This window comes from Aristophania vespae (assembly GCF_009906835.1).
Lineage (GTDB): Bacteria > Pseudomonadota > Alphaproteobacteria > Acetobacterales > Acetobacteraceae > Aristophania > Aristophania vespae.
This window is the reverse complement of sequence record NZ_CP047652.1, coordinates 299,743-313,543: the sequence shown is the minus strand read 5'-3', so window position 1 is coordinate 313,543 and position 13,801 is coordinate 299,743. Positions and strand designations below refer to the sequence as shown.

The window sequence follows — 13,801 nt, the reverse complement described above, 5'->3', positions numbered from 1 at the left end:
AACAAGCTACATTTTATTGAAGGCACCATCATCACAAACTGGCTATTTTGGCCATTTATGAGATTATTTTCTATTTTATGATGAAAATAATGGTGGAGGGGGTTGGATTCGAACCAACGTAGGCGTACGCCAGCGGATTTACAGTCCGCCCCCTTTAGCCACTCGGGCACCCCTCCAAAAGGTTGACTGTTTAATAAGTATCATTTCGGGCTATGTCAATGAGCATAAGACGATTATAGAGAAGTTTATGGTCAAAAAATCGTTTTCACAGTCTCGCCGCCCCTCTAACTCCGTGCCTGATCTGTCTCGGCAAGGAAATAAACGGGTTCAAACACGCCAACGTTCTAGTTCTCTCGGACGAGGAGATTACTGGATTTATGGGCTTCATGCTGTTATGGCTGCGCTAGAAAATCCTCTACGCACAGCGCATGAACTTCTTGCCACGCGTGAAGCTGCTGCATCTATATCGCAGCAATCTGCAATACAGCCACGCATTGTAACGCGTGAGCAGCTCGATTCTCTTTGCGGACGTGAGGCTGTGCACCAAGGCATATGCCTGCATGTTTCTCCCCTCACCCCCCTCACTATTGAAGAGGCCCTTGAACGCCCTGGGCCGGTTTTAGTTTTGGACCAGGTTACTGATCCTCGAAATATTGGTGCCATTTTGCGCTCTGCTGCTGCCTTTGGCGCTGCTGCGGTTTTGGTTCAAGATCGCAATACACCGCCCGAAACGGGCACTATGGCAAAAGCCGCCTCAGGTGGGCTTGATATTGTGCCTTTACTGAGAGAGACAAATCTTTCTCGTGCCCTTTCACAACTGCAAAATGAAAATTTATGGGTTATTGGGCTTGATGCGGGTGGAGCACCGCTGCGCCGTGATGGGTTAGGTGATCGACGCGTTGCTCTTGTTCTGGGTGCTGAAGGGGCTGGTTTGCGCCGTCTTACACGTGAGACTTGTGATGAAATTGCCTCTATTCACATGCCTGGTACTATGGAGAGCTTAAATGTCTCTAATGCTTCGGCTGTTGCTCTTTATGAGCTCACACGCCCTTTTTAAAGCCTAATAAAAAACCTCTCATAAAGGGTTTTCTTTATGAGAGGTTTTATAATTAAATCTCTTTAGAGCTTAGAACAAAAACTAAAGAGTTATTTTAAGAGGCAAATGGGTAATCTGTGTAGCCTTTGGGGCCATACTCAATGCCGTACCATGTTTTTATCTCGCTTTTTTGCCAGGTAATGTTGTTTTTAATCCGGTGAACCAGGTCAGGATTGGCAATAAAAGGTCGACCAAAAGAAATTCCGTCAGCATGACCAGAGGCAACAGCCTCTTTAGCTTCCTCAGCTGTGTAATTCTGGTTCAGTATGAGAGGGTTTGTGAATACTTTGCGGATTTTTGGAGACAGAATTGGCTGGTCTGTTTCTTCAGCAAACTCAAAATCGCTATTTTCTTTCCACTCACGTAATTCGAGCCACGCGACACCAAGATCCTGCAACATTTTAGCAGCAGGCACGAACACGGTTTCGGGGTTACTATCAACCGTGCCTTGTACTTCACCATTTGGTGATAAACGAACACCAACCCGCTCGGCGCCAACAGCATTAATCACTGCCTGCGTCACCTCACGCAAGAAACGCATGCGATTTTCTGGAGAACCACCATATTGGTCAGAGCGATGATTTGTGCCGTCACGCAAGAATTCGTCGATTAAATAGCCGTTGGCAGCATGAATTTGCACGCCATCAAACCCGGCTTTTATTGCATTTTGGGCTGCTTTGGCATAATCGGCCACAATAGCAGGAAGCTCATCGGCTCTTAGAGCGCGGGCTTCTTCATAAGGTTTTTTGCCTTCATAAGTGTGAATGTAACGAGGTGCTGTAGAAGGTGAAGGCGCAACAGGCTGTTCACCTGTAATAGAAGAATGCACCAGACGGCCCATATGCCAGAGCTGGCATACGATTTTGCCCCCTTTATCATGAACAGCTTTGATGATGGGTTTCCAACCCTCAATTTGAGCATCGTTCCAAATACCAGGGGCATTAATCCACCCTAAGCCCTGGCGAGAAATACCCGTAGCTTCTGAGATAATAAGTCCCGCTGTGGCGCGCTGTGTATAATACTCAATCATTAATTCTGTTGGGACAGCATTTTTATCGGCACGTCCCCGCGTTAATGGAGCCATAAAAACACGGTTAGACGTTTTAATAGAACCAAGTTGAATAGGATCAAATAAATTAGGCATTGACTTTGCTCCCTTTTGAATGACTTTCTCTCTCGGTCCGGACTGTGAAAAAATTTGGACTAAAATGAGTCATTCATTGTTCGATACAATTCGAACGATGAATGACTTTCATCCAGCTGTCAAGAAAATTTCTTCTCTTGAGAGACTCATATATTTTTATCGCGCAATTTTTGAGAAATTTAGCTCTATGACTATGGTTTCAAGCTTTGGAGCGGAACAGAAGGATACTCATTATATTCTTTGGGAAGTAAACTTATCGCATAACATATGACCATATCATCTTTTTATCTCAAAATATTTTTTGATATGGCATGCAGGATTAATAATAACATTATTAATCTAGCCAAAGACAATCTCTTTATGATGACCAGCTTCAGCCGCATTTAAGTTTTTATATGCTGATGAATGGAGTTCTTGGGCATTTATGTAAATAAATGATACTATACCGTATTAAAAGGTTCGGTATATATCAAATGCAAGCTGCTATTTTTTACGTCAGGGGTGAGACTTAGAACTGTTATGTCGTCAAATTACGTACATCCTGATTTTAGTGAGATAACCATTCTCACTGTTTTAAAGGCTTTAGCAGACCCAATACGTTTGGACTTGGTACGTCAGCTTCATAAATTGGGCAAGGCTAATTGCACGACCCTTTTAGGCAAACGTCCCAAATCAAGCATGTCGCACCATTTTCAGGTTTTACGTGACAGCGGTATTATTCACACGCAGATCAAGGGCGTGCAGCATATTAATGCAATTCGGCGCCAGGAATTAGATGAACATTTTCCTGGCCTTATGGAAGCCGTTATTAAAGGTTTATTGAGAGACTGATTTGCTTAATTCAAGTTCAGCAATGATCTGAGCTTTTTCTGGTGCCCAAATAAGAATTCTCTCTCCTCCCTCTACTGTTCTTAAATCCAAAGCAAGACTGCCATCAGAACGTGCCGTAATAGACTGCACTTTCTCTCCGGGACGAGGGACGAGGCTGAGCACTGAAGGCGTAGCCAAAACATTATGATAAGCTGCTTTTGTCTGAGGTGCTGCCACATCATTATGATGTAAGGCACGGTGAACAATCACCCATAAAAGAATGGCTGTTCCGATAACAATTAACAGGCCCATAATAATAACAGCGCCTAATAAAAAACGAGACGGACGCGCATCATGAGCTATCTCGCCCATCGTCACAGTTTGAGCTACACTCTTTTTCATGTCTGATGCTTTCACTTCTGAGTCTTCTCCCATATCTATGTCCTCTCATAACGCCTTAACTCTGAATCTGGTCATATCTTCTGACCAGACAGGAGAACGTATAGACCGTCTTTTAGCCGAACAGAATAAATCTCTTTCTCGTTCGCGTGTAAAAGCTCTTATTGAATCGGGTTTTTTAAGCTGTAATGGTGACATTAAGCGTGACCCGTCTCTTATCACACGTGAGGGCATGAATATTTCTCTCACTATTCCTCCCCCAGAACCCGCCCGCCCTCAGGCAGAAACCATTGCCCTCACTATTTTATATGAAGATCGTGACCTCATTGTTATTGATAAGCCAGCAGGGCTTGTTGTTCATCCAGCCCCGGGTAATGAGACAGGCACTTTAGTCAATGCCCTTTTAGGTCATTGTGGACCAGAATTTGAGGGCATTGGTGGAGAAAAACGTCCCGGCATTGTTCATCGCCTCGATAAAGACACTTCTGGCGTTATGGTTGCTGCCAAAACTCCTTTAGCACATCAGCATCTTTCCGAAGCTTTTGCTGACCGCACAATCAAACGCTCATATCGTGCATTAGTATGGGGCGTATTACCCCCAAAGGGAGAACTAGAAGGCAATATTGGCCGCGATAAGCGCGATCGTAAAAGAATGGCCGTTGTACAATCAGGGGGTAAGCATGCTTTGACGCATTTTAAGACCCTTTCTGTTTTTCATGACTCTATTAGCCTTATTGAATGCCGCCTGGAGACTGGCCGCACCCATCAAATAAGGGTTCATCTTTCTCACGCAGGGCACCCGCTTTTGGGTGATCCTGTTTATCTAAAACGTGTTCCAGCTCAGGCAAAAAAGCTTGATAAAGAGCTACGTGCCTTATGCCTTGATTTTCCCAGACAGGCCCTTCACGCTGCGACTCTGGGTTTTATTCACCCCCGTACAAAAGAAGAGCTGGAATTTAGCACACCTCTTCCCTTTGATTTTGAAGAGTTGCTTGCTCATTTGAGTGCGCATTAATCGGCTAAACTTTATTTAATGTTTGACAAATTTAGCAAAACCTATTAGAAATACACTTGATCCGACGAATCTGGCGCATCGCCGGAACGGACGTGCCGCTTCTTCATTGCCGCATATAAGGGGTAAGAGGCGGTGACGTAGTAGCAATGTCCTTTCCTCAACAGCGTCACAAACCGGGAGTATGTCAATCTTTCAGAAATATAGACAAAATGGAGTTGTCTCTCTGTCTGGTTCGTCATCTCGGTGCAAGGAGTCGAAACATATGAATTCTCCTGTTGCCATTCCCAACATTGGTCCTGAAAGCAACCTAACGCGGTATTTACAGGAAATTCGCCGCTTCCCCATGCTTACGGCTGATGAAGAACTCACTCTTTCCCGGCGGTTAAGAGACAATGATGATACAAAGGCGGCCCACCGTCTCATCACATCTCACCTTCGTCTGGTTGCAAAGATTGCCATGAGCTACCGTGGCTACGGTCTGCCTCTTAATGAGCTGATTAGCGAAGGTAATATTGGCATGATGCAGGCTGTTCGCCGCTTTGATCCTGAACGGGGTTTCCGTTTAGCGACTTATGCAATGTGGTGGATCCGCGCTGCTATGCAAGAATATATTCTACATAGCTGGTCTCTTGTTAAAATGGGGACGACTGCCGCACAGAAAAAACTTTTCTTTAATCTTCGTCGCCTTAAAGGTCAGATGCAAGCTTTTGAGGAAGGTGATCTAAAACCAGAGCAGGTTAGCAAAATAGCGCAGACTCTGGATGTGCCTGAGCAAGATGTGATTTCTATGAATCAACGTCTTTCTTCCTCTGACCACAGCCTTAACGCTCCCTTACGTATGGATGGTGAAGGGGAATGGCAGGACTGGCTTGTTGATGAGCAAGAAAGCCAAGAAGATATTTTGGCTGAGTCAGAAGAGCTTAATGGCCGCAAAGCCCTCTTATCTGAGGCTATGCAAACACTCAATGAGCGTGAACGCCATATCATTACCGAACGCCGTTTGAATGAAGAGACCTCCACTTTAGAGGAACTATCTCATCATTATAACGTCTCACGTGAGCGCATTCGTCAAATTGAGGCTCGTGCCATGGAGAAGTTACAAAAAGCTATGGCAGAAGCTGTTGAGCGGCGCCGTAAAGATCAAGGACTTGAAGATTAATCAAAATTCTGTCCCTCAGATAAGTCGTTAAATTAAAAACCCGCTTCATATTTTAAAATATGAAGCGGGTTTTATATAAGAGCGACTCTTAAGCTCTATTCCAAAGCTCTTTTAAAACTGTATGAGGAGAGATTGATAACATCCCTCCTCATAATGCGAGCTTTTAGCCTAAACCAAGCTGTTGCCCCGCAGTGCGAAGAACTTCAATTCCTGGAAGAATTTTACCTTCTAACCACTCTAGGAAAGCACCGCCTGCAGTAGAGATGTAACTCATATCCTGCGAAACACCTGCATGTTTGAGAGCCGAAACTGTGTCACCGCCCCCTGCAACTGTTCTCAGTTTACCTTCTTTTGTCAGCTTGCCAGCAGCTTGTGCAACTTCATTTGTGCCACGATCAAAAGGTGCAATTTCAAATGCGCCTAAAGGACCATTCCACACTAAAGTTTTTAGCTGTCCTAAACGCTGCTCCATAAGAGCAACTGTCTTTGGTCCGACATCCAAAATCATGACATCATCAGGAATCTGATCAATAGGATAGACCCATGTTTCAGCATTCTCTTTGAATTCACGTGCCACAACAGCATCTACAGGAAGGACAATATCACAGCCCTTCTCTTTTGCATGTTTGGCAATTTGGAGAGCCGTGTCATGCATATCTGCCTCTTGCAGAGATTTGCCGACATTACAGCCCTGAGCTGCCAGAAATGTATTGGCCATGGCGCCGCCGATGAAAAGAACATCGACTTTTTCAAGGACATTACCAATCAGATCAAGCTTGGTAGAGATTTTAGAACCACCAATAATCGCCCCTACGGGACGCTCTGGAGTCTCTAAAGCCGCTGTTAGGGCACCAAGCTCAGCTTCCATGAGGCGACCTGCGAAAGAAGGCAGGATTTTTGCAACGCCTTCGGTCGAGGCATGGGCTCTATGAGCTGCCGAAAAGGCATCATCAACATAGAGATCACCATTTTCGGCAAGAGCTTTTGCAAAAGCCGCGTCATTAGCCTCTTCCCCTGCATGAAAACGTGTATTTTCAAGCAGAAGAACATCCCCATCCTGCATGGACTGCACAGCCTCTGTAACTTGAGGACCGACACAATCATGTACGAATGTGACAGGCTGAGCCAGGAGTTTGGATAAGGCTGCGCTTACTGGCTCCAAGGACATATCAGGAACAACTTTGCCTTTTGGGCGGGCAAAGTGGCTCAGAACAATAACCTTGGCACCTTTTTGAGCTAATTCACGGATTGTCGGAACAACACGCTCAATCCGCGTCGTATCTGTGATGGCCCCATTATGCACAGGCACATTGAGATCAGCACGTAGAAGCACACGTTTGCCGCGTGCTTCTATAGTATCAAGCGTGCGAAACGCCATGATTAGACGTTCCCCAACAAAACTGCCGTATCAACCATACGGTTTGAGAAGCCCCATTCATTGTCATACCAAGCAACAACACGAACAAGCTTGCCGCCATCAACTAATGTTGTCTGAGTTGCATCGAAAGTTGAAGATGCTGGGACATGAATGAAGTCTGAGCTTACGAGAGGGTCTGTATTATAGTCTAAAATATTTTTTAGACGACCTTGAGACGCCTCAAGAAGAGCCTGATTTACTTCTTCGACTGAAGAAGGAGTCTTTTTAGGAATGAAGTCTAAAGACACATAAGAGACATCAGGTGTAGGGACGCGGACAGCTGTTCCATCCAAACGACCTTTTAACTGAGGAAGCACTAGGCCAACAGCGCGTGCAGCGCCAGTAGATGTTGGAATAATGTTAAGTGCTGCTGCACGGGCACGATGAGGGTCTTTATGCAGAGTATCAACGGTACGTTGATCACCTGTATAAGAGTGAATCGTGACCATATAGCCTGTTTCAATGCCGAATTTCTCATCAAGCACTGAAGCGATAGGGGCCAAGCAGTTTGTTGTGCAGGATGCGTTGGAAACGATTTTCATGCCTGGTTTTAGGGCATCGTTATTCACGCCATAAACAATAGTAGCTTCTGCATCTTTTGAAGGTGCAGAAATCAGCACACGCTTTGCACCAGCCTTGATCAAAAGCTCTGCTTTTTCACGTGTGGTAAAGAGGCCTGTGCATTCCATGGCCACATCAACGCCCGCAAGAGGAACTTCCTCAGGGTTGCGATGAGCTGTGACCTTGATAGGGCCAACTGTGCGGCCATCATGAGTTTTAATGAGGAGGTCGCCATTGACGACTTCTACATCTGCAGGAAAGCGCCCGTGTACACTGTCATATTTGAGCAGGTGAGCATTAGCTTCTACAGAGCCAAGATCATTAATTAATACGGGAGTGACGTCTGTCCGCCCGCTTTCAACGATAGCGCGCAATACCAGGCGTCCAATACGCCCAAAACCATTAATAGCAATCTTAATAGCCATTGATTGATCCCTTCACAAAATTGAGAACTTTATATGTGGCTCTATTGATAAATAACACTCTATGAAGATAACAACAGGGGTAAAAAGGTTTTTATTTTTAGCTATTTTTATTCTCTTGCTTCTCAGCTTCGTTCCTTGCAAAGTATTGAATTAATATGCCCATTTTTTTCTCCCCCTCTTCATTACGTCGAAAGGCGCATTTAAAGCTGCTTTTGCTTGGCTTCTTTTTGGTTGCTCTGCAAGGCTGCACGCCCATCGATCAGCGCACTTTCAATGCGGATGCTGGAAAGCCGCCAGTACTTCATAAAAAGCATTATTTTACCCCTGACAAAAAGCCATTTGTAGAAATTGTGCAGGGCACATCTCAGGATGTGTATGGAGCACCATTAAAAAAGGCTGTTAAAGCGGCTTTAACGCAAAAAAAGAACATTTTATTTATAGTTGAAGGTCTCTCTCCACTTCAAAAGACACCAGAAGAACAAGTTACGCATATGACAGCATTGCTGAATGAACTTGTCGTACCCGTTGCCACGCAAATTAGTGACGCAGGTGCACTTCCTATCCAGATTGATATGAGGCTGCGAACAGCCCCTTTGTTAAAACAGGCTGTGGTACGCATCAATGTCCGCTAAAAATCCCCGCGCTTATCTTGTTTTGCTTGTTAAGAATGCAGAAAAAGATATTATCGACTGGCTGTCATGGCATCTAACATTTGGCTTTCAGCGTATTATTATTGTTGATGCTGGTTCCGACGACGGAACAAAAGATATTGTTCAGAAGTTCGAGAAAACCTGGCCGGTAAAGTGGTTTTCCCCTTCTCTGGTTTCTGAAACAGGCCCTCAGGAAAAGCGCCTTGGGCTCATAAAGCAGGCTATAGAGTCTCTTTTTGACAAAGGCGGCTGGATGCTTTGTTTGGACATTGATGAATATTTTTGCCCTGACAGTACCCTCGCCAATATTTTAAAATGCCGCGCCAAAACAAAAGCTATCGCATTAAATTGGTGTATTTTTGGTGCAAATAACCATAGAGAACGACCTAAAGGCCATATCGTTACAGCTCACCCATGGCGGGCTGATATCTCCTTTCCTGACCATAAATTCGTCAAGCTTTTCGTTCGCCTTTCAGCCATTATTCACACAAACAAGATTAACGATCCCGTAACATATAACTTGTTACCTTCTGAATGGGAAACAGCATCAGGTAAGCCTTATTCCCCACAAACCGACGTCACATGGGAAGGAGGGCGCATTCTTCACTATGTTTGTTCAAATTATGACAAAACCAGCAGTGAAAACACTTTAGATCATATCCTCCAGCGTTATTATAATCGCAGCGATATAAAAGACACCTATGGCTATCGTCATTTGGGAGCAACACGCCAGATTAAGGCCCGCCTTTTAGAAACGTTATTTGCCGCCGGCCTGACACAGTTTGAAGCCCTTATAGACGCTTATAAATTAGATATTAAAAATAGCACTATTCGTGACGATGACGATCTTATACTCCCTGATGAGGCAACACGTTTTGGGTTTTCTTATCGCCGTATCCGTTTAAATAAAGAAGAATCTCTTCTACTTTCAAAACAAGCTTTTCCGCCCGCAGATACAACCCGTATCTGGCTGCTAAGAACTAACAATAATAAATATTTACTGACTGATAGCAATGAGCATGAAAAGGCCAGTTTGCTGCTATGTGTAACGCAAGACCGTTACCCACGTTTACTCACGCTTATTTCTATTGATAATAACAAGTTTCAGCTAGGAGACATTAACTGCTCTGAAGGTCTAGCCGTTGTACCAACAGCACCAACTTACAGATCAAATATTGTCACATTACCTAAAGAAAGCGGGCATGACAGGCTTTTCTACGAAATGCTGCCTTCGCCGCAAAATGTGGTACCCTATTTCTTGCCCTTACCTGTTTGTAATGAGCAACAAGGTTTAAGCCTGGAAGGTCTTTTTGAGTGGTTAGCAACACACCCAGAGGCACAGCATCATGATATTAGAAGAGGATTCTCTCTTTTGACGTCAAAAGACGCAAAATTACTGGGCAAGCTTATTCCTGCACTTCAACCCTTTTTACCCTAAGCCAGAAAACAGCTCAAAACCCTAACAACCTCATAACGAGTAAACAAACCACAACTAAAATAATTCCTAAAGCAACACCAATTATAATGCCGCGCCATACACCAAATTTTCGGGAAACATCAGGCAAATCAGCAAAGCGGGCAAGACTATCTCTCAAAGCATTAAGCTCTTCCTGACGGGCACGCTCTTCTTCACGTGCTTGCCATGTCTGGCCACTTTGCTCTCTGATATAGCGCCCCGCCTCAAGAGCAGAGCTAAAGTGACGGTCCATTAAATGGCTTGCGACTGACCTTAAGGCAGGTTTTTTTTCGTCAAGTTTCTTCTCAAGACGCCTATTTTCCAGAACTGAAATTCGATGGGCTTTGCAGGCTGTTATTGCTTTTAAGACAAAGCTATTTTCGAGCATTGGCAAGCCTTCATTTCCGCTTAATATAACCACAATATCTTCTGTCATGGTTAAAAGGCTTTGAAGCAGCATTTGCCGGTCAGTCGGTTTTATCGTTAAACTTCTAATAGAACGCTCATGCCATAAAGCCCCCAGAGCCCCTTTCAAATCCTGCAAACATTCTGGCGGTAGGCTCAAATTAACCAAAAGAAGCCGTAAGTCATCTCTATGGGGAAAATTATGCGTCTCGGCAGGTAAATCTCTTAAAAGAGACAGAATATTTGCTTCTGATTGAAGGGCAGCATCAGAACTATTTTCATTACGGCACAAACTGACTGTTTCAAAACGGGGGCTTACTTGTCCCTTTACCAGTCGTGCCCTCAAAAAACCTGTCGCTTGTACGACATCGCCAGCCTTTAAACCTGCTTCTTCCAAAAGTGAGAGCGTCACTTCAAGGCCAATTTCTGCTTGACCTTGCAAATCTAGCAAAGGGAGCGGTTCATATCGCCGCCAACTATCAGGAGGAACAGTTCCCAGACGACCTACAACCGTAAATGGGTAAGACCATTCCTCAAAGCGGGCGCATATTTCATTTAAACGACTGACAAAAAGAGATTGTAATCTTTCTGGTGTCACTAAAGGGGTGAGATTATTTTTTTCATCAGCTTTTGGAAGGTTACGTGAACGTCTTGAAAAAACCTCCATCACCGACCCTCATCCCTTTATCAAATTATTTTATAATCAGATAAGCTTAGTCCTTTGCAGAAACAAGCCGGTAACGCCACCAAGACGCAATAGAAATAACAAAAATGGCAAGAAACCCGAGTAAAGCCTGGCTTCGCGTTTCAGGAACCCACAACATAGCACCAAACGAACAAGCTAAAAGGAGACACGCTAATTTGGGGCCAATAGTATGTATTTTATCAATTTTCATCTGTGCCAGAATAATCAGTAGATTATTAAATAACATCAAAGTCCCTGTTATGCTCAATAAAAGAGCAAAAAACTGATCACGCGAAACGATCGCAGTCAGTAAAATCAAAATGGCGACAAGAGTTCCCGCCATAATGGCTCTTACAGGAAGCTTCTTTTTTGCATCTACTTTAAGAAAGAAAGCAGGAGCATCGCCATTTTCTGCTAATTCATATAAAATTCGTGATGTGACATAAACAGCAGAATTTAATGTTGAAAGCACAGCTGAGAAAATAACAATCCAAACGAAAGTCTCAGAAAACGGTACTCCAATTTGGTTTAAAACAACCAAAAAGGGTGATTTTGTTGGTATTAAATCAGACCACGGTACAAAACAGAGAATTAAGGCTATGGATGTGAGATAAAAGCCTAGAATTCTCCAGGCAATCGTACGGGTGATGCGCACAATATTACCGTCTGGATCATCTGATTCAAGAGCCGCTACTGTAACAATCTCACTTCCCGTCATAGAAAAGAGAATGGTGGGAATAACGGCTAAAATGGCAGGCCATCCTTTTGGTATAAGACCACCAAAATCGAATAAATTATGATGGACTGGCACCGTCACGCCCCACCCCATAAAACCTTTAAATAAGGCCCAAATCGCAATAACAGCAAAAACACCGATCGCTACCAATTTGATAAGCGAAAACCAATATTCAAACTCGGCATAACCCCTTACTGAAAGCAGATTCACAGCCGTCATTGACAATAAAAGAGATAATTCAATCACCCAATAAGGCAATGGAATAAAGGGTTTAAGCATCGCTGCGCCAGCAATGACTTCAGCTGCCAAAACGATAACCCAGGTTAACCAGTACGCCCAACCTGCCAGAAAACCTACTTTGAAACCCAATGTTTCGCGAATTTGCATCATGAAGGAACCCTTACCAGGGCCTTCAAGAGCCAAATCTCGCAGTGCAAGATTAACAAGATAAATAAGAAGACCAGCCAGCATGTAAGAAACAAAAACCACCGGCCCAGCTTTTAAAATAGCTGATGAAGCACCAACAAAAAAGCCAGCTCCTACGACGCCACCTAAGGCAATCATCGTGATATGACGGGCACGGAGTGTATGAGCAAGCTGGTCGGGATGCGACATGAACTCTTCCTTTTTCCTATATTACTTTTTAGTATAGCAGCTATGCACACAAAACATGCAAGAGAGAATTTTATTAAAAACGGAGCTTGTGCACAAAATTTTATGAATTGTATTATTCTTGTATCTTACGATGAGTTTTCTCTCAAAAATTTTGCCTCCTTGACATAATTATACGTTCTTATTCAGTAGAATAAGAACCGACGAAAATTGCATAAATGCGACTTAGGAACTCACGTCATTTTATAATGACTAGCTGCATTCATGACAGCCTACTTCACCATGAAGTGACTAATTCTGCTGATTGCAGAATAATGGCCTACGATTTTGGCAATAGCCGCAGAGCCATTCGTAGGTAGAGTCTTTCGTTTAGAAAAGCATTTTTCACAGCTAGTAAACTAGAGAACTCTTTGGAATTAGAAGGAATCTTGCCCCTCTCTAATAACAGCTTGGATTGCTTTTAAATGTGCAAAACTATTTAAAGAAAATTTTCCGTATAAACGTTTTCGCTAAAACCTAAAATCACGCCAGAATTTTCTATAACTGGTCTTTTAATGAGCGTAGGGTGCTCGGTCATTAAAGAGAGAGCTTTTTCTTGGGTTAAATTTTCTTTTTCTTCGTCAGAAAGCTTGCGGAATGTCGTTCCCCGTTTGTTCAACAGAGCTTCCCACCCTACTTGTTTTATCCATTCAGCGAGCTTTTCCTTATTTGCGCCCTCTTTTTTGAAATCATGAAAAACATGGCTAATATTATGCTCTGTAAGCCATGTAAGAGCTTTTTTAACAGTGCTGCAATTTTTGATACCATAAATATGAACAGAAGGAGTCAACGTAATATCCTTACAAAAATTTCACTTAAAGAATATTGAAACTCATCATACTCACGATCAATAAGATTATTATTCAAAATCTTCATCACAATATCAAAGTTTCAAAAAATACCCTTAAAAAGGGTATAAGCTTAGGATATGAATACCTGCTTTTTAAAAATACGCTCTAGCCAGAACAGAATTTATAAAGCCTAATTTAAAAAAGACATGCCTTGAAAATAAGCATAATCATCTAAACGGTATTATAAGCGTGATAATACCCCCAAATTGAGGGCACATATCCAAAAGGACTTTGGAAGAGGCGGAAACCTTTTTAAAAGGTTCCAGTGGTGCTGCTGGCGAGGATTGAACTCGCGACCTCTCCCTTACCAAGGGAGTGCTCTACCACTGAGCTACAGCAGC

Annotated in this window: 13 protein-coding genes and 2 tRNA genes; 6 read left to right on the top strand and 9 right to left on the bottom strand. The window is 43.5% G+C overall.

Going from position 1 to position 13,801, the window contains the following annotated elements; translation table 11 throughout:
- Positions 1-90: 90 nt before the first annotated feature.
- Positions 91-176, bottom strand: a tRNA-Tyr gene (locus GT348_RS01460).
- A gap of 71 nt (positions 177-247) precedes the next feature.
- Between GT348_RS01460 and rlmB the strand changes: the two genes are divergently transcribed.
- Positions 248-1,057 (top strand): 23S rRNA (guanosine(2251)-2'-O)-methyltransferase RlmB, encoded by an 810-nt coding sequence (rlmB, locus tag GT348_RS01455; RefSeq protein ID WP_160618210.1) that lies wholly within the window; start codon positions 248-250, stop codon positions 1,055-1,057.
- 94 nt (positions 1,058-1,151) lie between these two features.
- Here the strand turns inward: rlmB and GT348_RS01450 are convergent, their stop codons facing one another.
- A complete protein-coding gene (locus GT348_RS01450; RefSeq protein ID WP_160618209.1) occupies positions 1,152-2,240 on the bottom strand; it encodes an alkene reductase in 1,089 nt (362 codons plus the stop codon).
- A 519-nt stretch (positions 2,241-2,759) separates the two neighbouring features.
- On the opposite strand from GT348_RS01450, the gene GT348_RS01445 reads away from it, so the two are divergent.
- The gene (locus GT348_RS01445; RefSeq protein ID WP_160618208.1) at positions 2,760-3,071 is read left to right on the top strand and encodes an ArsR/SmtB family transcription factor; all 312 of its coding nucleotides are present in this window, start codon (positions 2,760-2,762) and stop codon (positions 3,069-3,071) included.
- On the opposite strand, the gene GT348_RS01440 is transcribed toward GT348_RS01445, so the two are convergent.
- Positions 3,057-3,485 (bottom strand): hypothetical protein, encoded by a 429-nt coding sequence (locus GT348_RS01440; protein WP_201740053.1) that lies wholly within the window; start codon positions 3,483-3,485, stop codon positions 3,057-3,059. The genes GT348_RS01445 and GT348_RS01440 overlap by 15 nt on opposite strands.
- Before the next feature lie 4 nt (positions 3,486-3,489).
- Between GT348_RS01440 and GT348_RS01435 the strand changes: the two genes are divergently transcribed.
- Positions 3,490-4,464, top strand: a complete 975-nt coding sequence (locus tag GT348_RS01435; protein WP_201740052.1) for an RluA family pseudouridine synthase — start codon at positions 3,490-3,492, stop codon at positions 4,462-4,464.
- A 262-nt stretch (positions 4,465-4,726) separates the two neighbouring features.
- On the top strand, positions 4,727-5,623 hold the full coding sequence (rpoH, locus tag GT348_RS01430; protein WP_160618205.1) for an RNA polymerase sigma factor RpoH: 897 nt from the start codon (positions 4,727-4,729) through the stop codon (positions 5,621-5,623).
- Between the two features lie 163 nt (positions 5,624-5,786).
- Here the strand turns inward: rpoH and GT348_RS01425 are convergent, their stop codons facing one another.
- Both GT348_RS01425 and gap read right to left on the bottom strand, forming a co-directional pair.
- Positions 5,787-7,001: a phosphoglycerate kinase gene (locus GT348_RS01425; protein WP_160618204.1), complete on the bottom strand. Its 1,215-nt coding sequence runs from the start codon at positions 6,999-7,001 to the stop codon at positions 5,787-5,789.
- A 2-nt stretch (positions 7,002-7,003) separates the two neighbouring features.
- A complete protein-coding gene (gap, locus tag GT348_RS01420) occupies positions 7,004-8,026 on the bottom strand; it encodes a type I glyceraldehyde-3-phosphate dehydrogenase (protein ID WP_160618203.1) in 1,023 nt (340 codons plus the stop codon).
- A 155-nt stretch (positions 8,027-8,181) separates the two neighbouring features.
- Here gap and GT348_RS01415 point away from each other — a divergent pair, with 155 nt between their 5' ends.
- Entirely contained in the window at positions 8,182-8,658 is a 477-nt protein-coding gene (locus GT348_RS01415) for a hypothetical protein (RefSeq protein ID WP_236646536.1), read from the top strand.
- Positions 8,648-10,114: a glycosyltransferase family 2 protein gene (locus GT348_RS01410; protein WP_160618202.1), complete on the top strand. Its 1,467-nt coding sequence runs from the start codon at positions 8,648-8,650 to the stop codon at positions 10,112-10,114. The genes GT348_RS01415 and GT348_RS01410 overlap by 11 nt, the downstream gene beginning before the upstream one ends.
- A gap of 13 nt (positions 10,115-10,127) precedes the next feature.
- On the opposite strand, the gene GT348_RS01405 is transcribed toward GT348_RS01410, so the two are convergent.
- From GT348_RS01405 to GT348_RS01390, 4 genes are all read right to left on the bottom strand, one after another.
- On the bottom strand, positions 10,128-11,207 hold the full coding sequence (locus GT348_RS01405; RefSeq protein WP_160618201.1) for a RidA family protein: 1,080 nt from the start codon (positions 11,205-11,207) through the stop codon (positions 10,128-10,130).
- A gap of 43 nt (positions 11,208-11,250) precedes the next feature.
- Positions 11,251-12,573 (bottom strand): amino acid permease, encoded by a 1,323-nt coding sequence (locus GT348_RS01400; RefSeq protein ID WP_160618200.1) that lies wholly within the window; start codon positions 12,571-12,573, stop codon positions 11,251-11,253.
- Positions 12,574-13,048: 475 nt separating this feature from the next.
- On the bottom strand, positions 13,049-13,399 hold the full coding sequence (locus GT348_RS01395; protein ID WP_160618199.1) for an ArsC family reductase: 351 nt from the start codon (positions 13,397-13,399) through the stop codon (positions 13,049-13,051).
- Positions 13,400-13,726: 327 nt separating this feature from the next.
- Positions 13,727-13,801: transfer RNA gene (locus GT348_RS01390), tRNA-Thr, on the bottom strand.